Origin of the sequence: Paraburkholderia diazotrophica, assembly GCF_038900755.1 — a bacterium.
Classification (GTDB): Bacteria; Pseudomonadota; Gammaproteobacteria; order Burkholderiales; family Burkholderiaceae; genus Paraburkholderia; species Paraburkholderia diazotrophica_A.
Genome location: NZ_JBBPEN010000003.1, coordinates 756,474 through 777,855 on the forward strand (window position 1 = coordinate 756,474; position 21,382 = coordinate 777,855).

Annotated in this window: 19 protein-coding genes; 11 read left to right on the forward strand and 8 right to left on the reverse strand. The window is 63.8% G+C overall.

Translation table 11 applies throughout. From position 1 onward, the window contains the following. Window positions 1-34: 34 nt before the first annotated feature. The 6 genes from benA to AABE10_RS13465 all read left to right on the forward strand — a co-directional run bounded on the left by benA (window position 35) and on the right by AABE10_RS13465 (window position 5,029). The gene (gene benA, locus AABE10_RS13440) at window positions 35-1,432 is read left to right on the forward strand and encodes a benzoate 1,2-dioxygenase large subunit (RefSeq protein ID WP_342933726.1); all 1,398 of its coding nucleotides are present in this window, start codon (window positions 35-37) and stop codon (window positions 1,430-1,432) included. Next, on the forward strand, window positions 1,429-1,932 hold the full coding sequence (gene benB / locus AABE10_RS13445; protein ID WP_342933727.1) for a benzoate 1,2-dioxygenase small subunit: 504 nt from the start codon (window positions 1,429-1,431) through the stop codon (window positions 1,930-1,932). The genes benA and benB overlap by 4 nt, the downstream gene beginning before the upstream one ends. Before the next feature lie 57 nt (window positions 1,933-1,989). Next, complete coding sequence (gene benC / locus AABE10_RS13450; protein ID WP_342933728.1) at window positions 1,990-3,036, forward strand: benzoate 1,2-dioxygenase electron transfer component BenC; 1,047 nt, start codon at window positions 1,990-1,992, stop codon at window positions 3,034-3,036. Window positions 3,037-3,041: 5 nt separating this feature from the next. After that, the gene (locus tag AABE10_RS13455; protein ID WP_342933729.1) at window positions 3,042-3,821 is read left to right on the forward strand and encodes a 1,6-dihydroxycyclohexa-2,4-diene-1-carboxylate dehydrogenase; all 780 of its coding nucleotides are present in this window, start codon (window positions 3,042-3,044) and stop codon (window positions 3,819-3,821) included. Between the two features lie 138 nt (window positions 3,822-3,959). Beyond that, the gene (locus AABE10_RS13460; protein WP_342933875.1) at window positions 3,960-4,118 is read left to right on the forward strand and encodes a hypothetical protein; all 159 of its coding nucleotides are present in this window, start codon (window positions 3,960-3,962) and stop codon (window positions 4,116-4,118) included. Window positions 4,119-4,285: 167 nt separating this feature from the next. Continuing rightward, window positions 4,286-5,029 (forward strand): NAD-dependent epimerase/dehydratase family protein, encoded by a 744-nt coding sequence (locus AABE10_RS13465; protein ID WP_342933730.1) that lies wholly within the window; start codon window positions 4,286-4,288, stop codon window positions 5,027-5,029. A gap of 203 nt (window positions 5,030-5,232) precedes the next feature. Here the strand turns inward: AABE10_RS13465 and AABE10_RS13470 are convergent, their stop codons facing one another. Both AABE10_RS13470 and AABE10_RS13475 read right to left on the reverse strand, forming a co-directional pair. Continuing rightward, window positions 5,233-6,666 carry a PLP-dependent aminotransferase family protein gene (locus AABE10_RS13470; RefSeq protein WP_342933731.1) on the reverse strand — a complete coding sequence of 478 codons (1,434 nt, stop codon included), beginning with the start codon at window positions 6,664-6,666 and terminating at the stop codon, window positions 5,233-5,235. Between the two features lie 101 nt (window positions 6,667-6,767). Next, window positions 6,768-6,983, reverse strand: a complete 216-nt coding sequence (locus tag AABE10_RS13475; protein ID WP_342933732.1) for a hypothetical protein — start codon at window positions 6,981-6,983, stop codon at window positions 6,768-6,770. A gap of 90 nt (window positions 6,984-7,073) precedes the next feature. On the opposite strand from AABE10_RS13475, the gene AABE10_RS13480 reads away from it, so the two are divergent. Next, window positions 7,074-8,972 (forward strand): AI-2E family transporter, encoded by a 1,899-nt coding sequence (locus tag AABE10_RS13480; protein WP_342933733.1) that lies wholly within the window; start codon window positions 7,074-7,076, stop codon window positions 8,970-8,972. A gap of 349 nt (window positions 8,973-9,321) precedes the next feature. Here the strand turns inward: AABE10_RS13480 and AABE10_RS13485 are convergent, their stop codons facing one another. After that, window positions 9,322-10,815 carry an amino acid racemase gene (locus AABE10_RS13485; protein WP_342933734.1) on the reverse strand — a complete coding sequence of 498 codons (1,494 nt, stop codon included), beginning with the start codon at window positions 10,813-10,815 and terminating at the stop codon, window positions 9,322-9,324. Window positions 10,816-11,169: 354 nt separating this feature from the next. Here AABE10_RS13485 and AABE10_RS13490 point away from each other — a divergent pair, with 354 nt between their 5' ends. From AABE10_RS13490 to glgA, 3 genes are all read left to right on the forward strand, one after another. Beyond that, entirely contained in the window at window positions 11,170-11,637 is a 468-nt protein-coding gene (locus AABE10_RS13490) for a response regulator (protein WP_342933735.1), read from the forward strand. A gap of 224 nt (window positions 11,638-11,861) precedes the next feature. Continuing rightward, complete coding sequence (locus AABE10_RS13495; RefSeq protein ID WP_342933736.1) at window positions 11,862-12,449, forward strand: BPSL1445 family SYLF domain-containing lipoprotein; 588 nt, start codon at window positions 11,862-11,864, stop codon at window positions 12,447-12,449. A 408-nt stretch (window positions 12,450-12,857) separates the two neighbouring features. Further along, entirely contained in the window at window positions 12,858-14,480 is a 1,623-nt protein-coding gene (gene glgA / locus AABE10_RS13500) for a glycogen synthase GlgA (protein WP_342933864.1), read from the forward strand. 75 nt (window positions 14,481-14,555) lie between these two features. Here glgA and glgX read toward each other — a convergent pair whose 3' ends face one another. Then, entirely contained in the window at window positions 14,556-16,727 is a 2,172-nt protein-coding gene (glgX, locus tag AABE10_RS13505) for a glycogen debranching protein GlgX (protein ID WP_342933737.1), read from the reverse strand. Between the two features lie 154 nt (window positions 16,728-16,881). After that, entirely contained in the window at window positions 16,882-18,516 is a 1,635-nt protein-coding gene (locus AABE10_RS13510) for a PAS domain-containing sensor histidine kinase (RefSeq protein ID WP_342933738.1), read from the reverse strand. Window positions 18,517-18,928: 412 nt separating this feature from the next. Between AABE10_RS13510 and AABE10_RS13515 the strand changes: the two genes are divergently transcribed. Next, window positions 18,929-19,360 carry a response regulator gene (locus AABE10_RS13515; protein WP_342933739.1) on the forward strand — a complete coding sequence of 144 codons (432 nt, stop codon included), beginning with the start codon at window positions 18,929-18,931 and terminating at the stop codon, window positions 19,358-19,360. 114 nt (window positions 19,361-19,474) lie between these two features. Here AABE10_RS13515 and AABE10_RS13520 read toward each other — a convergent pair whose 3' ends face one another. The 3 genes from AABE10_RS13520 to AABE10_RS13530 all read right to left on the reverse strand — a co-directional run bounded on the left by AABE10_RS13520 (window position 19,475) and on the right by AABE10_RS13530 (window position 21,338). Then, a complete protein-coding gene (locus AABE10_RS13520) occupies window positions 19,475-19,684 on the reverse strand; it encodes a hypothetical protein (protein WP_342933740.1) in 210 nt (69 codons plus the stop codon). Window positions 19,685-19,833: 149 nt separating this feature from the next. Continuing rightward, the gene (locus AABE10_RS13525) at window positions 19,834-20,688 is read right to left on the reverse strand and encodes a 2OG-Fe(II) oxygenase (RefSeq protein WP_342933741.1); all 855 of its coding nucleotides are present in this window, start codon (window positions 20,686-20,688) and stop codon (window positions 19,834-19,836) included. A gap of 143 nt (window positions 20,689-20,831) precedes the next feature. Further along, on the reverse strand, window positions 20,832-21,338 hold the full coding sequence (locus AABE10_RS13530; RefSeq protein WP_342933742.1) for a nuclear transport factor 2 family protein: 507 nt from the start codon (window positions 21,336-21,338) through the stop codon (window positions 20,832-20,834). Window positions 21,339-21,382 lie beyond the last annotated feature (44 nt).

Consider the following 21,382-nt stretch of genomic DNA (forward strand, 5'->3'; position numbering starts at 1 on the left):
AGCGAGACAGCAACCCTGTTGCAGGAGACATCCGATGATCCCCATCTACCCGGACCGCAGTCCGAAGCTGAAGCACATCGACGACTATCTGATCGAAGACCCGGCGCGCGGCGACTACCGCCTGCATCGCAGCGCCTTCACGGATGAAGCGCTGTTCGAACTCGAGATGCAGCACATCTTCGAGGGCAACTGGATCTATCTCGCGCACGAAAGCCAGATTCCGTCGAACAACGACTACTTCACGACCACGATGGGCCGCCAGCCCGTGGTCATCACGCGCAACCGTCAGGGCGAGCTCAACGCGCTCGTCAATTCGTGCACGCATCGCGGCGCGATGCTGTGCCGTCACAAGCGCGGCAACAAGGCGACGTTCACCTGCCCGTTCCACGGCTGGACCTTCAACAACAGCGGCAAGCTGCTGAAGGTGAAAGACCCGCAAGAGGCGGGTTATCCCGAGTGCTTCAATCACGAGGGCTCGCATGATCTGAAGAAAGTCGCGCGCTTCGAGAACTATCGCGGCTTTCTGTTCGGCAGCCTGAATCCCGATGTGAAGCCGCTTACCGAATATCTCGGCGAAGCGGCGCGGATCATCGACATGATCGTCGACCAGTCGGAAGACGGCCTCGAAGTGCTGCGCGGTTCGTCGACGTACACGTATGAAGGCAACTGGAAGCTGACCGCGGAAAACGGCGCGGACGGCTATCACGTGTCGGCCGTGCACTGGAATTACGCGGCGACGACCAATCACCGCAAGGAAAAGAACGCCACCGAGGACAAGATCCGTGCAATGGACGCAGGCGGCTGGGGCCGTCAGGGCGGCGGCTTCTATGCGTTCGAGCATGGCCATATGCTCCTGTGGTCGCGCTGGGCCAATCCCGAAGACCGTCCGAACTTCAACCGCCGCGACGAATTCGCCGCGCGCTGCGGCAGCGAAACAGCGGACTGGATGATCCAGAATTCGCGCAACCTGTGCCTCTATCCGAACGTGTATCTGATGGATCAGTTCGGCTCGCAGATTCGCGTGCTGAAGCCGCTGTCGGTGAACAGAACGGAAGTGACGATCTATTGCATCGCGCCCAAGGGCGAATCCGATGAAGCACGCGCGCGCCGCATTCGCCAGTACGAAGACTTCTTCAATGTGAGCGGCATGGCAACGCCCGACGACCTCGAAGAATTTCGCGCGTGCCAGCAAGGCTACGCGGCGCGCGCCGTCGAATGGAACGATATGTGCCGGGGCTCGACGCACTGGATCGAAGGCGCGGACGAAGGCGCGCAAAAGATCGGCCTCAAGCCGCTCCTGAGTGGCGTAAAGACGGAAGACGAAGGGCTTTATACGATCCAGCACCGCTATTGGGTGGAGACGATCCGCAATGCGCTCGCAACGGAAACGCAAGCCTGTGCAGCGAAAAGCACGGAAAGGAGCGCAGCATGAGCACGATTATCACCACGCCGACGCTCGCTGAGATTCAAGCGTTTCTCTATCGCGAAGCGCGTCTGCTCGACGACGAGCAATGGGACGAGTGGATCGAGCTCTATCACCCCGACGTCATCTTCTGGATGCCCTCGTGGGACGACACGGATCAGCTCATCACGGACCCGCAACGCGAGATCTCGCTGATCTACTACCCGAGCCGCCAGGGCCTCGAAGACCGTGTGTTCCGCATCAAGACCGAGCGATCGAGCGCGACGATTCCCGACACGCGCACGAGCCATAACATCAGCAACGTCGAACTCGAAAGCGAGGACAACGGCGTCTGCACGGTGCGTTTCAACTGGCACACGCTGAGCCATCGCTACAAGACCAATTACAGCTACTTCGGCATGTCGCGTTATGTGATCGATTTCAACTGCGCGTCGCCGCAGATTCTGAACAAGTACGTCGTGTTGAAGAATGACTACATCAATCAGGTGATCGACGTCTATCACATCTGAGCGCACGCCGCGACCCACCACGATACGCGAGCAGCACAGGAAAGTCAGGAGCAGTCCATGGAACATCGCATTGCACTTCAGTTCGAAGACGGCGTCACGCGTTTCATCACGTGCCGCGACAACGAAACGCTGTCGGATGCCGCCTATCGGCAGAAGATCAACATTCCGCTCGATTGCCGCGACGGCGCATGCGGAACGTGCCGCGGCTTTTGCGAATCGGGCTCGTATGACCTGCCGGAATCGAGCTATATCGAAGATGCGCTGACGCCTGAAGAGGCCGCGAAAGGCTACGTGCTCGCCTGCCAGACGCGCCCGCGCTCCGACTGCGTGATCCGCGTGCCCGCTTCGTCGGCTGCGTGCAAGACGGGCGTCGCGCGTCATGAAGGCACGCTTGCGAACGTACACAAGCTCTCCGATTCGACAATCGAATTTTCGATCGACGTCGATGCACCCGATCAGCTGTCGTTTCTCGCCGGCCAGTATGTGAACGTCGAAGTGCCCGGCAGCGAACTGTCGCGTTCCTATTCGTTCAGCTCCGCGCCGGGCGAATCGCGCGTGTCGTTCGTCGTGCGCAACGTGCCTGAAGGCAAGATGAGCACGTATCTGAGCAGCCATGCGCAACCGGGTCAGCGCGTGGCGTTTTCGGGGCCCTACGGCGCGTTCTATCTGCGCGAAGCGACACGCCCCGTACTGTTCCTCGCGGGCGGCACGGGCATCGCGCCGTTCCTGTCGATGCTCGACGTGCTGGCCGCGAAAGACGTTGCGAAAGACGGCGCGAAACACGCTATGACGCAGCCTGTGCGAATGGTGTACGGCGTGACCAACGACATCGATCTCGTCGCGCTCCCGCAACTCGATGCGGCGCGGGGCAAGCTGCAAGACTTCGAATACCGCACCTGTGTCGCCGATGCGTCGAGCAGTCATCCGCTGAAGGGCTACGTAACGGCCCATGTCGAGCCTGAATGGCTCAATGGCGGCGACGTCGATGTCTATCTGTGCGGTCCCGTCGCAATGGTCGATGCGGTACGCGGCTGGCTCGGCGAAATCGGCGTGACGCCCGCGAGCTTCCACTACGAAAAGTTCTCTGCCACCAACGCGGCCTGACGATCATGAACCAACGCTTCGAAGGAAAAGTCGTCGTCGTGACGGGCGCGGCACAGGGTATCGGGCGCGGTGTCGCGATCGCGGCGGCAAGTCAGGGCGCAACGCTCGTGCTGTGCGACCGCTCGGATTTCGTGCATGACGTGGCGGCCGAAATCCCGGGGCCGGACGCGCGTTGCGTCACCGTCATCGCCGATCTGGAAACGTATGCGGGCGCATGCAAGCTGGCCGACGCGGCGCTCGGCACATTCGGCCGCGTCGATGTGCTGATCAACAACGTCGGCGGAACGATCTGGGCGAAGCCCTATCAGGAATACGAGGAAGCGCAGATCGAAGCGGAAGTGCGGCGCTCGCTCTTTCCGACGCTCTGGTGCTGCCGCGCGGTGCTGCCTTCGATGATCGAGCGCAAGCGTGGCGCGATCGTCAACGTGTCGTCGATTGCGACGCGCAGTATCTATCGCGTGCCCTATGCTGCATCGAAGGGCGGCGTGAATGCGCTGACGGCGAGCCTCGCATTCGAACATGCCGCCGACGGCATTCGCGTCAACGCGGTCGCGACAGGCGGAACGGAAGCGCCTGTGCGGCGCGTGCCGCGCAACACCGACAAGCAGACGGAGCAGGAAGCGCTCTGGTATCAGGCCATCGTTGACCAGACGAAAGCGACGAGCCTCATGCATCGCTATGGAACGATCGACGAACAGGTCGGCGCGATTCTCTTTCTCGCATCCGACGAAGCGTCGTACATCACAGGCACCGTCCTGCCCGTGGGCGGCGGCGATCAGGGTTGAATTCTCGCGCGCAAAAAAAAACGCGGCCAAGGCCGCGTTGAAGCGTGGTTGTCTGCTTGCGTGCAGACAGGGTAAAACACCGCTAAGTCTAGAGCATTGCGCGAAACAAAAAACGTCGCAACAGGAAATGGACTATCGTTGTTTCCGCAATATTCTCTATTGGAGGGCGTTGCACCCAATTCGCGCGACGCGACCATCAACACGATCACCGACGCGCAGACATCGATCGGCTCGTATGGCTATGCGGGCACGAGCCACCAGGAGATGATCAACCCGGGCATTCGCCACAAGTTCTAACGCGGCATCCGATGCATTGCGTGCGACGCCCAATGCATCTTTCGTTATGCGCGGCCGCCCTAAATTGGCTCAGGCATTCTGTCGATAATGGCTCTTTCTACAAGCCATTATCACCGGTAGTCTACGTGCGAGGGGCTGCAAAGCCCGGCCTATACGGAGATCATCGGATGAACAGGAAAGTCTTTCTTGCGGGCGCGACGGGTGCTGTCGGCAGCGCCCTCATGCGGTTGCTCGTCGATGCGGGCTATGCCGTCCACGGCAGCACGCGCCGTCCGGAACGCGCGGCGCGGCTCGAACAGGCGGGCGCCGTTCCCGTCATTGTCGATGTGTTCGATGCGCATGCGCTCAGCGAGGCGCTGATGCGCATCCAGCCCGCGTGCGTGATCCATCAGTTGACCGACCTGCCGCCCGCGCTCGATCCTTCGAAGATGGCGAACGCGCTCGCTGGCAATGCTCGGATTCGCGACGAAGGCACGCGCAATCTGCTTGCGGCAGCGTTGGCGGCGGGCAGCACGCAGTTCGTTGCGCAGAGCATCGCGTGGGCTTACCGCGAAGGCGCGCAACCCTACGATGAAACGCAGCCGCTCGACACACATTCGGAAGGCAACCGGCTAGTCACCGTGCGCGGAGTCGTGTCGCTCGAAACGCAGGTGCTGGAGGCGCCGCTCGTCGGCGCGGTGCTGCGCTATGGGCAACTTTATGGGCCGGGCACCGGCTTCGATCATGCGCACGGCGCGAGTCCGCTGCACGTGGACGCAGCGGCGTTCGCCGCACTGCTCGCCTTGCAACGCGGCGCGCGCGGCGCATTCAACATCGCCGAAGACAACCCCGTCGTGTCGACGGAGAAGGCGAAGCGCGAGCTCGGCTGGTCGGCGAACTGGCGGCGCCCGCTTGCGGGCGTCGAGCGATGAACCGCGCGCGCAAGCTCGCGAACATGCGGCATGCGCGGACGCTCGCCACGCTGCCGCCCTGAACGTGCACACTCGCGCGCTCGCGCTTCACGTGCGATACAGCATCCGCTGCAACACGCGCGCGAGCGTTCTCGCGCCCGCGTCGATCGCTTGCCCATCGATGCCCGCGAAGCCCAGCACGAGACCCGCAGGCGCTTCGCGCCTCACCGAGTACGACGATAATGCCCGCGTCTCGATGCCCGCTTCGGCGGCGAGGCGAGCGGCGAGCGCATCGTCGGCGCCTTCGGGCAAGAACGCGGGCGCATCGAGACCGGCGACGATGGGCGGCAACGCGAGCAGGCCCGTCCAATGCCGGCGCGCCGCTTCGCGCAACGCCCCGGCGCGCTCGCCATACAGCTCGCGCATGCGCCGCACATGCCGGCCCGCGTGCCCTTCGGCGATGAACGCGTGCAGCGTCGCCTGTGATCGAGCGGCACGTGGCGGCTCGTCAGCGACAGCGCCGCGACGAACGGCTCGACGAGACGTTCGGGCAGCACCGCATACGCGATGCGCAGCGCAGGAAACAGCAGCTTGCTGAACGTACCGCAATAGACCACATGGCCCGCGTTGTCGAGACTCTTGAGCGCGGCAAGCGGACGTCCTTCGAAGCGATATTCGCTGTCGTAGTCGTCCTCGATGACGAGCGCACGATGCGTGTGCGCCCAGTCGAGCAGCGCGAGCCGCCGCTCCAGGGAAAGCGCGGGACCGAGCGGCGCCTGCCGCCCCGCCGTCACATAAGCGAGCCGCGCGTGCGGCGCAAGCTGACGGCCCGCCGCGACATCGATGCCGTTCGTATCGACGGGCACAGCGGCGATGCGCGCGCCCGCCGCTTCGAACAGCAGACGCGCGCCCGGATAGCCGGGATCTTCGAGCCACACCGTATCGCCGGGATCGAGCCATAGCCGCGCGGACAGATCGAGCACCTGCTGCACGCTGCCGACGATCGCGACATGATCCGCCGAACATGCGATGCCGCGCGTCACGCGCACGTGCGCGGCAATCGCCTCGCGCAACGGCGCGTAGCCTTGCGCCTCGCCGTCCGCGAGCATCGAGCGGTTCGACTGGCGCGAGCGGCGCGCGGCGACACGCGCCCATAGCGCGAACGGAAACAACTGCAGATCGGGCTGGCTCGGACGAAATGCGCGCGACGGGAACGTGCGCCCCTCGACGGCAAATGCACTGCGCGCAAGCAGCCGTCCGCGCGCAGACAAACCGATGCCTGCGTTCGTGTCGCCATCAGCGGACGGGCCAGCGCTCGCGGCTCGACGGCCAGCCCGCGCGCTTGCCGAAGCGGGTTCTGACGCCGGCGCCGGCGCGGACTCGAGTCGCACGTCCGGCAGTTCGCTCGCGACGAAGCTGCCGCGCCCGACGGCACCCGACAGATAACCCTCGGCCGCAAGTTGTGCGAACACGCCCAGCACCGTGCCGCGCGACACGCGATGACGCGCGGCCAGGTCGCGGGTCGCGGGCAGGCGCGCGCCCCGCGCAAGCCGCCCGTCCAGGATCGCCGCGCGCAGTTCGCCGTATAGCCAGCGCTGCAACGGCATGCCGTCGGGCCGCGCGTTCAGCGCGATGTCGATTTCGGTTGCGCGGCGCATCTCGATGCGACTCCTTGCGTAAATGGCTCGATGTCCAATCGACGGAATGCGAATTCCACCTGGCCAATTCCAGCATTATGCCGACATGACAATTCCGTACGTCAGACGTAAGCCGGCCGCGCAATTGATACACTGCAATAGTCGGCGAATGCGCACGGCACGCGCTTTTCCGCCCGGCCTGCCTCTTGCTTGACGTAGCAGGCCGCCAATGGCGCCATCAGCCGACAGACGAACATGCCGGGAACAACCGTGTCAGGCAAAGCCAAGGCAAGCTGCCGCCGCGCATCGATCGCGCGGACGGTGAAGCTGTGCCGCATACCGCGCTCGCGCATCGCCTCGCAAGCCCGTCTTGTCCCACGGGACAAATCTGCTGCGGGCCGCGCGCCGCGCACTCTTTCGACGACGTCATGAAACTGCCCCTCACCCCGCAACGGCCTTCCGGCAACCGCGTTTATCCATCGGGAACGCCGGGACTGCACGGCCTCACGTCGGTGATTACGTTCGTGGTCGTCGTATGCGGGCTGTACTTCGCGCGCGAGGTGCTGATCCCCATCACGCTCGCGGTACTGCTGAGCTTCCTGCTCGCGCCGCTCGTCGGCCTGCTGCGCCGGTTTCATTTCGGACAATTGCCGTCGATCTTCGTCGCGGTGCTCACGGCTCTCGTCACGCTGCTGGCCGTCAGCACGCTGATCGGCGCGCAGGTCGCGCAGCTCGCAAGTTCGCTGCCGCAATATCAGGTGGCCATCGAGCGCAAGGTCGAGACCGTGCAGGAGAAAACCGTCGGACGCGCCGATGCGCTCCTTACGCGCGCCGCCTCCGCGCTTGCGCGCGTCGCGCCCGAACGTCCCGCGCCGCCTCACGAACCCGGCCGCCCGCAGAAGCCGACCGTCGCGGCGCCGCTGCCCGTCGAGGTCCACGAGCCCATTCCTTCGCCGCTGGAGGTCGCGCAGCGCGTGTTCTCGCCCGTCGTCGGGCCGCTCGAGACGATGTTCATCGTGCTCGTCGTGACGATCTTCATCCTGTTGCAGCGCGAAGATTTGCGCGACCGGCTGATACGCCTGTTCGGCGCGCGCGACCTGCATCGCACGACCACGGCGATCAACGATGCCGCGAGCCGTCTGTCGCGCTACTTCGTCGCGCAACTGGGCGTGAATCTCGGCGCGGGTGCGACGATCGCGATCGGACTCGCGATCATCGGCGTGCCGGGCGCGCTGCTGTTCGGCGTGGTGACGGCATTGCTGCGTTTCGTGCCGTACATCGGAACTTGGATCGCGGGGCTGCTCGCTGTGATTCTCGCGGCCGCGATCCAGCCGCAATGGACGATGGCGGTGTTGACCTTCGTGCTGTTCGTGTCCGTCGATGTCATTGCGGGCCAGATCGTCGAACCGCTGCTGTATGGGCATAGTTCGGGACTTTCGCCGCTTGCCGTCGTCGTGGCGGCGATCTTCTGGAGCTGGCTGTGGGGGCCCATCGGCCTCGTGCTGTCAACGCCCCTCACGCTGTGCCTCGTCACGCTGGGCCGCTATGCGGAGCGTCTGAAGTTCCTGACGGTGCTGCTCGGCGATCAGCCCGCGCTCACGCCCGCGCAGAATTTCTATCAGCGGCTGCTCGCCGACGATCCGCACGAAGCGATCGTGCAGGCCGACCGCTTCCTGAAAGAGATGCCGCTCACGCGCTACTACGACGACGTCGCGCGCGAAGGCTTGCGGCTCGCGCGCAACGATGCGCTGCGCGGCGTGTTCGCGCCCGAGCAGCTGGCGCGGATGAACGAGACGCTCGTCGATATCGTCGAGAACCTCGAGCAGTTCGACGGCTTGCCCGAGCACAAGCCCGATCCGAGTGCGCTCGATGCACTGCCCGCCGTGCTGCCCGAAGACGCCGCCGCGCAACGCGTCGTGTGCGTGGCGGGCCGTGGTGCATTCGACGAAGTCACGACGGCCATCGCGCTGCAATTGCTGACGCGCCGCGGCTTTACGCCTGTCGTGACGAACTACGCACACTTCAGGCGCGGACACGCCGATACGCTCGGCATCGAGGGCGCGGCGATCATCTGCGTGGTCACGCTCGATGCGCCCGAAGCGCCGCCCTATCTGCGCAATCTGTTGCGGCGCATTCGCGAGCGCGCGCCTGGCGCGCAACTGATCGTCGGTATCGGCGGACAATCGGCGCGCGTCGATGAAGTGGGCGCGCTGAACGGCACGCACAACGCGAACGCGTTCGGCGATCTCGTCAATCAGTGCGTGCAGGCCGCCTGCGCGATGGCCGCGCCGCTGGTCGAGAAGTCGGCTCGCAGCATCGGCGCGTGAACGGGGCAAGCGCATCTTCGACGCGCTCACGCCGATCATGGAACCGACGCTGCAACGTCAGACGCTACCGCTCGTCTGCGTCCGTTGCGTCGGTTGCGTCTGCTAGCGAACGACAACACAAAAAAAGCCCCGGCACGCGAACGATGCCGGGGTCAAGCTTGCGCTGCTGTAGTCTGCCGCCCCACGCACACAACGCGCGCGACGCGTGCAAGAAAACGGAGTGTGATGTCGGATGAAGAAAGTATTGTGAAACGTTCGCAAAGAAAAAAATTAACAATTCACCCGATTCTTTTTATGGAAAGTCGCCAGAAAGAAAAGCGAAATAGGCCAGTCACAGCGCAATTACGCTTCAAAGAACACCGGCATTAAACGCCGCTCCTTTTTCGACTCGCGCGGCTAATGCAGCATATTCGACGGGCAAGCTTTCCAGGGGCGCGCTCGCCTGCCTGGCGATCGGCTTGCCTAATGCGAACTCGACACAGCATTTCGCCAGCACGTCGGTCGGATCGACGAGGTGCGCGGTGCGGCCTCTGCGCGAAACCGTGGCCGCTTGCGGAAAGAGCAGCGGCAATTCCGTGCACGCCAGCAGAATGACTTCCACTTCCTGCAGCAGCAGGCTCTCGATCGCAGCGATGATGTCGTCGACGCATTCGCCGCTCGTGAAGCCCGCTTTCACGCCACGCGTCCCGTAGATTGCCTTCGTCACTCGCGCCTGCATGGCGGCGGACGGCAAGACTTGAGTCAGTCCACACGCTTCGAGCGCGACCCGATATACGCCGCTCGCGAGCGTGCCATCGGTTGCGAGTAGCCCGACACGTTCGAGCGCAGGAAACGTCGCACGCAGATGATCGGCCGTCACGCGCATCATGCTGACGATGGGCACGCGCAAACGCGCTTCGAACGGCGCGATGAATGCATGCGCAGTATTGCAAGGAATGGCGATCACATCGGCGCCGCCGTCTTCGAGTTTTCGGCAGGTCGCATAGAGCGCGAGCGTCGGGTCCATGCCGTTGCCCAACAGATGATCGGTGCGATCGGGAATCTGCGGGTTCTGTTCGACGATGATCTTGATGTGGTCCTGATCGCGCACGGCCGGCGTATTGCGCACGACCTTGTGCATGAAGTCGACGGTCGCGGCGGGCCCCACTCCGCCGACGACGCCGAGCGTGACCTGACGCGCCGGCTTGCTGTGATCGGCTGTGATCAGATGCTTCGCGTAGGCCGCATACGAGTCGACGATCGGCACCGCACGCGCGCCGAGTCTTTGCACCGATAGCGCGCTATCGGTCGTGGCCGGCAACAGTACGTCGACGCCCTGCGCGATCAGCGCATCGCAAGCCGCACGCAGCGCGCCCGCGTCCTTGACTTCGACGCTGACCACGTCGATACGCACGCGCGCGCCGTAACGTTCGAAGAGCCGCCGCTCGCACAGCAGCGGCGAAGCCAGCACGCCGACCCGCCGTGCAAACGGGAAACGCTGCCGTATATGAGCAAAGAGCGCAGCGATCATATCGACGACGACGACAGTCGTGTTCGCCTGCAATTCGTCGATGAACAGATGGCTCTCGAAACACGGCAACGCAACAGCCAGCACGCCGCGCTCTTCGAAATCGCGGATCGCATCGAATGTGCGCAGCTTGTGTTCCGCCGAACCGGCAACGGGCGGATAAGGCTCGCGGCGCCTGTCAGTCGCGCCGCGCTCGACGGCAATATCGAGCGGCTGAAAATGACGCGCGGACGAATTCGCGCAATGCATCTTGCGCAATAGCTCCACGCTCGCGAGACGCGCCACACCGCCGACAATGCCGAATGCGCGCCCCCCAATAACAGACGATGGTTTCATTAAAGCCCTCGTTGGCTTGTTTTATTGGAGGCACGTATTCCGCCAGTCGCATTGCGCGCTGCCGGCGCCCTGTTGCAATCCGCTTTGCCGCGCCATTCGGAATATAAATCCGAATGGGCGTTTATGTCGCATGAATAGAGTCGATGGCCGACTTATAAACAACACGTTTTACGTTTATTCCTCTGCATTAGCCTGCGGCGATTATGTTCGCCTCGCCAGTCCCGCTGGTTAACCCCAGGCGGCGCCGTAATTGTCAATTAAAGGCGTTGAACGCATTTCAAAACACTTCGCGTCTCGGGTCCGGCCCTTGCTCGATTCGGTGCCTTGGGGAGGGTGTGACGGGAGATCAACAGGATGGCGACGAAAAACTCGCGTGACAGCGATGACGTATTGCAATGGCGGCCGATTTCCACGCACATGTCCGATCACAGACGTGTACTGGTCGTCGACGATTACGCGGACGCCGCCGATGCGCTGCAACTGCTGCTGTACGCCAACGGCTTCGAATGCCGCGCAATGCACGACGCCCAGAGCGTCTGCGAATTCGCGGCCGAATGGCAGCCGTTTGCCGTCGTGCTCGACATCGCGATGCCGGGCGTCGACGGACTCGAACTGGCGCGCCGTCTGCGCGCGTCGCCGTCGACTTCGCACATGCTGCTGATCGCGTGCACGGGCTACGCATCGCAGTCCGACCGCGAGCGAGCGCGCGAAGCGGGCTTCGACGCCCATTGCGCGAAGCCGTTGACGCCGCAACGCCTGCTTGCCCTGTTAAAGCGGGCCGTGTCCGAATCCGATAACGCGCAGCGAAACGACGGTTTGTAATTCGTACACGCATCGTGCCGTCCGTCGAGCGCATTCATACCGTGCAGGTCTCATGACACCCGCCGCAAGCAACGCCGCACGCTGTGGGCGCAAAGCGGGCACATGAACTGGTGTCATATCGTGAGTCCTTGCCAATCAAGGGTTTCACGACCCTCATCGGAGCGGTGATGCACCCAGGGAGGCGCAAACCGATGGACTTTGCGTTGACAGACAGGAGAACTCAAATGCATAGAAGAAATTTCATATTCAGCACGGGTGCCGCACTCGCCGCCGGCAGCATGGCTCTTGCCGGCTGCACGACGACGCCTTCCAACTCCACGACAGCAACCAGTAATGCGGACAAGCGCCGGGCGATCAATTCGAGCGTCGATGAAACGCTGTCTCGCCTCTATACGAGCGTCCACGGCTCGCGTGAACTCGTCGCGAAAGCGCGCGGCGTGCTCGTGTTTCCGTCGGTCGTGCAGGCGGGCTTCTGGATCGGCGGACAGTACGGACAAGGCGCATTGCGTGTCGGCGGGCAGACGGCCGGCTACTACAGCACGGCAGCCGGCTCGTTCGGTTTGCAGATCGGCGCGCAGTCGAAGGGCGTGATCTTTCTCTTCATGACGCAGGATGCGCTCGACCGCTTCCGCAACAGCCAGGGCTGGTCGGTCGGCGGCGATGCGACGGTCGCGCTCGTGAAGGTAGGCGCGAATGGCAACATCGACTCGACGACAGCCACGGCGCCCGTTCAGGCGTTCGTGCTGACCAACGCAGGGTTGATGGCGGGCGTATCGCTCGAAGGCGCGAAGATCTCGCGGCTCGATATCTGATTACCTGAGCGCGAATTTGCGGGCGTGCAACGCACCCGCAAATTCGCAGCGCTGCCGGACGCGCAAGGCACCCTGTAAAAAAGCGCCATTTTCAACGCGTGTTTTACACGCGGCGTGCGGCACGCGTCGATTCACCAAGTTGACGCATTTGATCCTCTACAGTGCTTCATGCACGGCAGCAAAGCCTGACGCAATGATCCGGGCGATGCCGCGACCCGCGCCGCAGTGTCAGCGCGGACGTCGCGCGCATATGGCACATTGCTTGCTGCTTATCGACGCCGCCTGTCCCACGTCTCTCGCCGACCCGATCCGCCACGCGGATCGCGCCAGTCTTTACGGCGGCATTTCAAGCGTCCCATTCGATCCACCTGATCCACTCGATCTGCTCTTTCACCGGGAGTCATGACCTTGACGCTGAACGTGCTTCTCGTCGCCTCGGAGGCGATGCCGCTCGCGAAGTCCGGCGGTCTGGGCGATATGGTGAGTGCGTACGCCGCCGCGTTGCGCGATGCCGGCGTCGATTCGACCATCCTCTTGCCTGCGTACCCATCGGCGCTCGCGCGCGCCGAAGGCGTCACGCCCGTTTGCCGTATCGGCGGGCTGCCTGGCGGCGACGCGCGGCTCCTGCGCGCGCGCATGCCCGATACGGATGTGCCCGTGCTGCTGTTGCAGATGGACAACCTGTACAAGCGCGACAGTCTCTATCAGGACGATCAGGGCCGCGACTATCTCGACAACGCGATCCGTTTCGCGTCGCTGTCGGCAGCGGCCACGCGCATCGCGCGCGGCGTGCGCGGCGTGCAGAAGCCCGACATCGTGCACGCGCACGACTGGCACACGGGCCTCACGCCACTCCTGATGAAGCTCGCGAACGTGAGCGCAAAGAGCGTGTTCACGGTGCACAACCTCGCGTTCCAGGGCAACTATCCGCTCGCGCTCGGCAGCTGGATGGGCGTGCCGCCGGAACTGCTCGTGCCCGCGCTGTCGGACCCGCGCAGCATCGAATTCTATGGCGCGCTCAGCATGATGAAGGCGGGCATCGTGCACGCGCACCAGGTCGTGACCGTCAGCGAAAACTACGCGCGCGAAATCCTCACGCCGCGCTTCGGCCATCTGATGGACGGCGTGTTGCAGGCGTGCGCGCACAAGCTGTCGGGTATCACGAACGGCATCGACGGCAAGACGTGGAATCCCGCGACCGATCCGCTGATCGCGCGCCCCTACTCCGCCGACGACGTGCGCGGCAAGCAGGCCTGCAAGCGCGATCTGCAGCAGACGTTCGGCCTCACCGTCGATCCGTTCGCGCCGCTCGTCGCGATCGGCAGCCGTCTCACGTCGCAAAAGCTCGCGGACGTCGTGGCCGAGGCTGTGCCTATGGTGCTCGCGCGTCACCCGCGCCTGCAAGTGGCGATTCTCGGCAAGGGCGATGCATCGCTGGAGGCGGCGATGCGCGATCTCGCGTCCGTGTGGCCGCAGCGCGTCGGCGTGCATATCGGCTATGACGAAGCGCTCGCGCACATGCTGCATGCAGGCGCCGACATTCTGCTGCACGGCAGCCGCTTCGAGCCGTGCGGTCTCACGCAGCTCTACGCGTTGCGTTACGGCACGATTCCTGTGGCGTCGCGTGTCGGCGGGCTGCGCGACACGATCGTCGATTACACGCCTGAGCGTTCGCCCGAACTCGGCCTGCCCGAAGACGGCGCGACGGGCTTTCTGTTCGACGGCGAAACACTGGAAGATGTAGCCGCCGCGCTGCAACGCGCGCTCGATGCGTTCATGCGGCCCTCGACGTGGCACAAGCTGCAGCGCAACGCGATGCGCTGCGATTTCAGCTGGCGCAAGCCGGTGCATGCGTATCTGAAGCTGTATGGCGCGTTGACGGATGCACGTCCGGCGCAACCGCGCGTCGATGTGGTCGCCGCCGCTTCCACGCAGCGTCGCGCGAATGCGGGCGGTCAGGCTGCCCACGCGCAGTCGGGCTGGGCGAATGGTGCGGCTGCAACTCAAGAGACGGTTGCGCGCAGCGCGTGAATGTCTGACGCGTCAGCGACGGGCCTTGATGTTCATTTTGTCTAGCCCGTCGCTGACATAGTCTTGAGATAAGCGCTAGGCCGTCAGCCGTTGTTCGAGCCGATCGAAGATCCGTTGCGTCTCGCCCTTCGCGTGCAGCGCGAACAGCAGCATCGAGCGGCCCGTCACCTGATAGACATCGCCTGACTCGAAGTCCGGCAATTCATCTCGCTCGGGCGCGTTCGTATCGATCATGCAGCTCCATTGGTCGCTGCCCGGTATCTCCGGCAGCGTGAAGTCGACGACATCGTGATACGCGTTGACGACCAGCAACAAGGTCGCATCGGATGCGGGCTTGCGAATGCCGCTCGCCTGCGCGCGGCCGTCGATGACGAGGCCGAAGCAGCGCATCGTCGCATCGTCCCATTGGTCGCCCGTCAACTCGACGCCAGCAGGACTCAGCCACTTCACATCCTTCACGCCGATGTCCTCGCGCATCTCGCCCGTGAGAAAGCGATTGCGTCGCAGAACGGGCAGCGCATGACGCAGCGTCGTGAGCTTGCGAACGAATTCGGTCAGCGCGCGACCGTTGTCGTCGATGCCCGTCCAGTCGACCCAGCTGATCTCATCGTCCTGGCAATACGCGTTGTTGTTGCCCTTCTGCGTGCGGCCGAATTCGTCGCCGGCGAGCAGCATCGGCGTGCCTTGCGAAAACAGCAGCGTCGCGAGCATGTTGCGCTTCTGGCGCTCGCGCAATGCGATCACTTCGGCATCGTCGGTCGGCCCTTCGGCGCCGCAATTCCACGAACGGTTGTCGCTATGGCCGTCGTTGTTGTCCTCGCCGTTCGCTTCGTTGTGACGCTCGTTGTACGACACGAGATCGTTCAGCGTGAAGCCGTCGTGCGCGGTGATGAAGTTCACGCTGGCCCACGGACGCCTGCCGCGCCGGTTGAAGAAGTCGCCCGACGCCGTGATGCGTGTCGCGAGATCCGCGGCCTCGCCTTCGTCGCCTTTCCAGAACGCGCGCACCGTGTCGCGAAAGCGGTCGTTCCATTCGGCCCAGCCCGGTGGAAAGCCGCCCACCTGATAACCGCCCGGCCCGCAATCCCACGGCTCGGCAATCAGCTTCACGCTGGAGATGATCGGGTCTTGCCGGCAACTGTCGAGAAAGCCGCCGCCTTCGTCGAAGCCATACGGCTCGCGACCGAGGATGGTCGCGAGATCGAAACGGAAGCCGTCGACGTTCATCTCCGTAACCCAGTAGCGCAGGCTGTCCGTCACCATCTGCAGCACGCGCGGATGCGACAGGTTCAGCGTGTTGCCCGTGCCCGTATCGTTGATGTAGTAGCGATTCTGCTCGGGCATCAGCCGGTAGTACGACGCGTTGTCGATGCCGCGAAACGACAGCGTCGGCCCGCGCTCGTTGCCCTCGGCCGTGTGGTTGTACACGACGTCGAGTATCAGTTCGAGGCCCGCGTCGTGCAGGCGGTCGATCATCGCCTTGAATTCGTCGACTGCGCCGGGGCCGCGCGCGAAGTAACGCGGATCGGCGGCGAAAAAGCCGATCGTGTTGTAGCCCCAGTAGTTGGTGAGCCCCTTGTCGAGCAGATACTGATCGTTGACGAACGAATGAATGGGCAGCAGTTCGATCGTCGTTACGCCGATGCGCCTGATATGGTCGATCACCGCCTTTTGCGCGAGACCGTCGAAGGTGCCGCGCAGCGCTTCGGGCACGCCGGGATGACGTTTCGTATAGCCGCGCACATGCGTCTCGTAGACGATCGTGCGGTCCCACGGCACGCGAATGCGAGTGGGGTGCGTCCAGTTGAACGTCTGATCGACGACCTGGCACTTCGGCATGAAAGGCGCGCTGTCGCGCTCGTCGAATGTGAGGTCGTCCTCAGATTCGAGCGTGTAGCCGAACAGCGACGGGTCCCAGCGCAGCGCGCCCACATGCGCCTTCGCATACGGATCGAGCAGCAGCTTGTTCGGATTGAAACGATGACCGGCCTCGGGCTCATACGGACCATGTACGCGATAGCCGTAAACAGTGCCCGGCTTCAATCCGGCGACATGCACGTGCCACACTTCGTCGGTGTATTCGGGCAACTCGATGCGTTCGAGTTCGTTCTCGCCCGTCTCGTCGAACAGGCACAACTCGACTTTCGTTGCATTGGCGGAGAAGAGCGCGAAATTGACGCCCCTGCCGTCCCATGTCGCGCCGAGTGGAAAAGGCAGGCCCTCGGCAATGCGGGGATCGATCGGCATGGTGGGTTCCTCAGGCGAATTGAGCGGCGCATGCTGCATGCACGGCAGCAGCGCTGCGGGCAGCAATCGATGTACCTGTAGCGACGTACACCTATAGCGATATACCTATAGGCGAACGCTAACGCACTTCCGCGCGTTTCGCTCGACGATGGTGTCAACGATAAAGCGGCAGCGTCACTCTGAACGTCGAACCCTCGCCGCGCCCCGCGCTCTCGGCCACGACGGTGCCGTGATGCAGATCGACGAGATGCTTGACGAGCCATAGCCCGAGACCCAGCCCCGCGACGCGCCCGCCGCTTTCGGGATCGACCTGGCGAAAGCGCTCGAAAATGCGCGTCAGCGCATCGGGCTCGATGCCGCAGCCGGTATCGCGCACCGACAGTTCCGCCTGCTGGCCCTTCACCGTCACGCTCAATTCCACTTCGCCCTGCGCGCAGAACTTCACTGCATTCGACAGCAGATTCCACGCGACCTGCTTCATCCGGCTTTCGTCTGCCATCACGATGCAAGGCGCGAGTTCGCCGACCACGAAGCGCAACCCTTTCGCTTCCGCCGACATGCGCATGTCCTCCGCGACGTTGCCTGCGAGCGCGCCCAGGTCGACGGGCTGCAGATTCACGGACAGCTTGCCCGTCGCGATCGCGCCGCTGTCGAGCAGATCGTCGACCATATGCGCAAGCTGATGCGCGTTGCGCTCGATCACGCCCGCCGCGCGCGTCACGTGCGCGGGATCGGCGGCACGTTGCAGCAGCGTCGTCCACGAGAGAATCGCGCCGAGCGGCGAGCGCAATTCGTGGCTCACGGCCGTGACGAATCGATCCATCGCGCGCGCCGCTTCGTCGCTATGCTTGCGCGCGCGTTTTTCAGATTCGGCGATCGCGCGCTGTTCCAGCTCAGATTCCTTGCGCGACGTGATATCGAGCGTAAAGCCGACAGTCGACTTCAGCGTGTTGTCGTCGCGATAGCGGCCGAGCCCGCGCAGCAGCACCCAGCGCACCGTGAGGTCGGGCCACGTGACGCGGAACTCGACTTCGAAGTGCTCGCGTCGCGCAAGCGCCCGTTGCATCGCGTCCTTCACGCGCGCGCGGTCGGCGTCGTCGATCAGCTCGTCGAAAAGGCGCTGCTCGGTCAGCGCATCGGACGCCGACAGGCCGAGATTGATCTTGCATTGTTCGGTGGCGTCGATCGTGCCCGTCGCCGGATCGAGTTCCCACGCGCCGACATGCGCGAACTCGAGCGCCTGACGCAACTGCTCGCGATGCATGCGCAGTTCCGCGTTCGCTTCGTCGACCAGCACCTGACGCCGGCGCACCTGCGAACGCAGTTTTTCGCGCTCGCGCTGATCGCGTTCGGTGATCGCGAGCGATTCGGTCACGTCCATCATGCACATCGCGATCAGCGGCGCCCGGCCGTCGCTCGGCTCGATCATCGACGCGCGCGCCTGCCAGTAGCGCGGCGTCAGCGTGCCGTCGCTCCTGTCCGGCGCGGGTGTGTCATAACGGATCAACGAAGAAAGACGCGGCTCGCCAGGCACGAGACCGGCCAGTAGCGAATCGAGCCAGCTGCGGCGCAATTCCCGCTGCGATTGCGGACCGACCTGATTGATGTCGTGGATCGAACAGCCCTGGATATCGGCCAGCGTAACACCGTGCATCTCGCGATAACGCGCGTTCGCGGCCACGACCTCGCAGCGCTCGTCGAGGATGAGCCACGCGTCAGGCAACAGCTCGAATACCTGCGTGGCGTCGACGGAGATCACCGTGCGCGATCGGCTGGATAGTCTGTCCATAGCCCAACAGTCTACCTGAAACGACACCGTTGGACCCGACATGAAGCGCCGCGTGGCGCGTATTGCATGCCATGACGAGGCTTGAGTTCATACAGCATCGCGCGATAAAAATCGTCGCCGCCGCGGGTCAGAACTTACAACGTCATCGATAATTTTTGCGCACCGCAACCCTCCACGGCAGCAGTGCTCGTGCGGCTTCATGCCGGTTCGCGCGCAGGGCCGAAACGTCCGCAAGCCCCGCCCCTCCTGGGCGACGACGTATGCGCTTCATGGCCGCGCGATCACCACGCGGTCATTCGAATGGACTCCGTCATTCATTTGGCACGCGTCGTGCATGCGCCGGAACCAATTAAACGATGACACATCGCATGCGCCGGATTCCGGTCTGCGAGTAAGAAGCCTGCCTGTGTACATGGATTCGAACGCAATATCGGATAGCCGTCTTCCCACCATCCTGCTCATCGACGACGAGCCGGATCTGTTGATTGCATGGGCGCTCCTGCTCGAACTGGAGGGTTTTCACGTGCTCACGGCCTTCAATGCCCGCCAGGGCGTCGAACTGGCGCAGCGCGTGCATCCCGCGCTCGTGATCACGGACCTGATGATGCCCGAGATGAGCGGGGTCGAAGTGTGCCGCACGCTCAAGAGCGATCCCGGACTCGACGGCATGCCCGTGATCCTGTGGAGCGCGTCGCCGGATATTCCCACTGATCTGAAGTGCGAGTGCACGTTGCACAAGCCCGTCGCGCGCGAGATCCTGCTCGGGCAAGTCGATCTGCTGCTCGGCCGCGAACATGCAACCGATGCCGCGTCGCCGCGCTCGGGCAGCGCGCCGTTGAATTAGCCCATCATCGGACTGAAACGCGAAACGGGCCACGTTGCAACGCGGCCGACGTCTTGTCGTTTTACGCTCCCTGTGTTGCTCCGCGTTGCTCGTTGTGCGCGATCGAACGCGCCGTCAGCCGATTTCCGGCGTGCGCGTCTCCAGTGTGCGCAGCATGTCGTCGAGCTTGCGCGCGCGGGTACGCTGCGAAGGCACTAGCGGCGCCGCGAGCACGGTGTTCAGCCGGGTGCGCCAATACGAGAGCGGAAACCGATGCTCGGCGGCCATATGGCTGAGCACGCGCTCGAGGTGGTGCAACTCGCTTTCCAGTTGATAGTTGTCCATCGTCGGTCCCCGCGTTCTTTTTCCAGTCAGGACGGCGCTCACGCGTCGCATCGAACGCCGGATGTCCGCGCGTCCATGCGGCGCAATGAGCACACGCCATTCCTGATTCTTTTATGCGCGCGCGAAGAGACTCGCGCGCCGGACTGCACTTACACGTACGCGCGCTCGCGCATCCACTTGGTCATGATCCACTTTTCACCGCCCGTGACAGGCGCGCCGCCGTGCAGCGTCAGTGGATCGAGTTGCCCGCGTCCGTTCCGGTAGCGGAAGTAGACGGCGCCGCCCCGTCGCGCCATCACGGTGATGCCGGCCTCCGGAAACACCGTTTCGCCGCCGCCCTCGACATCGCTCAGATAGACGATCAGCGTCGCGACCCGCTGGCCGCCGCGCGCCGTATGCAGCGCGCTGCCCGATTGCGCGGGGGGGAAATAGTCGAAATGCGGGCGATATTCGCCGCCCGCCCTGTAGTGCAGGATCTGCAGGCCCTCGCCGTGTTCGAGCGGCCAGTTCATCAGTTCGGCGATACGGCGGTCCAGCCGCTCGATGAACGCATCCTCGCAGCGCTGAAACCAGAAGCCCTCGCTGGTGCGCAACGTGATCACATCTTCCTGTCCGCTGTCGGGATTAACGGTCGTCGAGCGCTTCAGCCGGTTTCGCGCGCGCTCGATCAGCTCCGTGCATTCGTCGGCCGACAGCACGTCGTCGAACGCGATCACCTGCGGGCGATCGACGCGCAGCACGACGGGCACATCGCGGTCGTGCGTGCGCACGATATTGCCCGCGGCAACCGGGCACGCATCGTATTCATAGGCGCCCTCGCCGCCCGATGGCTTGACGGCATCCGCCTCCACGCTGTTTTCGGCGGCCGCGCGGCCCACGATTTCGCGCGCAGCCAGTGCATCGAAGCCCGCCTGCACCATCGCGTCGACCATCGATTCCTGCGTGCACCCGCGACTCACGTTGGTCGCGAGCCATTCCTGCCATGCAGCATCCACGACTTGCATTGGAGCCTCGCTATGTCGTTCGTTCTGCCTGTGTTGCAAACGGAATACCACGCACATCCAGCGGCACGATGCCAGCATTGCGCCGCGCATGTACGCATTCCGCCTGTCCATCAAGGGCACTTTCTGCGCGCTTCCTGCGCACTTCATGCTCCCTTCCTGTTCGCCTCATGCCCGCTTGATGCGTTCGTTGCACGCCACGCCGTCAGCCCGTGTCTGGCCCGCGCGCGGATCGCGTTCTGCACGAACGGCGTCCAGCCAAGGAGCGCGCCCTTCGCGCCCAATGCCTGACTCGCCCAGCGCCACAGATCGAAGCGATCGTGATGCTCGACGATCAGCGCGTTGTGGAACACGAAGCGCGCGTCGATCGGATTGACGACCGTCCTGCCTGTCTGACTGAACACATAGCTCGCGACCCAGTGCGCGCTGCCGCTCGCATCGTCGGCAGCGACGTGGCCGAAAGCAATCGTCAACTCCTGCGCGCGCGACGCCAGCATGCGCCACATGTCGGACACTTCGGCGCCATGCAGCTCGCCGAACACGGGATCGCTGAACATCACGTCGGGCGCATAGCAGGCCGCCATCGCGTTGACGTCGAGCCGCTGGAACGCCTCGTAGAACCGTTCGATCAATGCCGCATTCGGATGAGTCATGTCGTTCTTGTCGTGGACGTCCCGTCTGCCGATGCCTTCATTCA

Excerpts from the sequence above, each read along its gene's own strand:
- benA (WP_342933726.1), top strand. The coding sequence starts at position 35 with ATGATCCCCATCTACCCGGACCGCAGTCCGAAGCTGAAGCACATCGAC.
- benB (WP_342933727.1), top strand. The coding sequence starts at position 1,429 with ATGAGCACGATTATCACCACGCCGACGCTCGCTGAGATTCAAGCGTTT.
- benC (WP_342933728.1), top strand. The coding sequence starts at position 1,990 with ATGGAACATCGCATTGCACTTCAGTTCGAAGACGGCGTCACGCGTTTC.
- AABE10_RS13455 (WP_342933729.1), top strand. The coding sequence starts at position 3,042 with ATGAACCAACGCTTCGAAGGAAAAGTCGTCGTCGTGACGGGCGCGGCA.
- AABE10_RS13465 (WP_342933730.1), top strand. The coding sequence starts at position 4,286 with ATGAACAGGAAAGTCTTTCTTGCGGGCGCGACGGGTGCTGTCGGCAGC.
- AABE10_RS13470 (WP_342933731.1), bottom strand. The coding sequence starts at position 6,666 with ATGCGCCGCGCAACCGAAATCGACATCGCGCTGAACGCGCGGCCCGAC.
- AABE10_RS13475 (WP_342933732.1), bottom strand. The coding sequence starts at position 6,983 with ATGCGGCACAGCTTCACCGTCCGCGCGATCGATGCGCGGCGGCAGCTT.
- AABE10_RS13480 (WP_342933733.1), top strand. The coding sequence starts at position 7,074 with ATGAAACTGCCCCTCACCCCGCAACGGCCTTCCGGCAACCGCGTTTAT.
- AABE10_RS13485 (WP_342933734.1), bottom strand. The coding sequence starts at position 10,815 with ATGAAACCATCGTCTGTTATTGGGGGGCGCGCATTCGGCATTGTCGGC.
- AABE10_RS13490 (WP_342933735.1), top strand. The coding sequence starts at position 11,170 with ATGGCGACGAAAAACTCGCGTGACAGCGATGACGTATTGCAATGGCGG.
- AABE10_RS13495 (WP_342933736.1), top strand. The coding sequence starts at position 11,862 with ATGCATAGAAGAAATTTCATATTCAGCACGGGTGCCGCACTCGCCGCC.
- glgX (WP_342933737.1), bottom strand. The coding sequence starts at position 16,727 with ATGCCGATCGATCCCCGCATTGCCGAGGGCCTGCCTTTTCCACTCGGC.
- AABE10_RS13510 (WP_342933738.1), bottom strand. The coding sequence starts at position 18,516 with ATGGACAGACTATCCAGCCGATCGCGCACGGTGATCTCCGTCGACGCC.
- AABE10_RS13515 (WP_342933739.1), top strand. The coding sequence starts at position 18,929 with ATGGATTCGAACGCAATATCGGATAGCCGTCTTCCCACCATCCTGCTC.
- AABE10_RS13520 (WP_342933740.1), bottom strand. The coding sequence starts at position 19,684 with ATGGACAACTATCAACTGGAAAGCGAGTTGCACCACCTCGAGCGCGTG.
- AABE10_RS13525 (WP_342933741.1), bottom strand. The coding sequence starts at position 20,688 with ATGCAAGTCGTGGATGCTGCATGGCAGGAATGGCTCGCGACCAACGTG.
- AABE10_RS13530 (WP_342933742.1), bottom strand. The coding sequence starts at position 21,338 with ATGACTCATCCGAATGCGGCATTGATCGAACGGTTCTACGAGGCGTTC.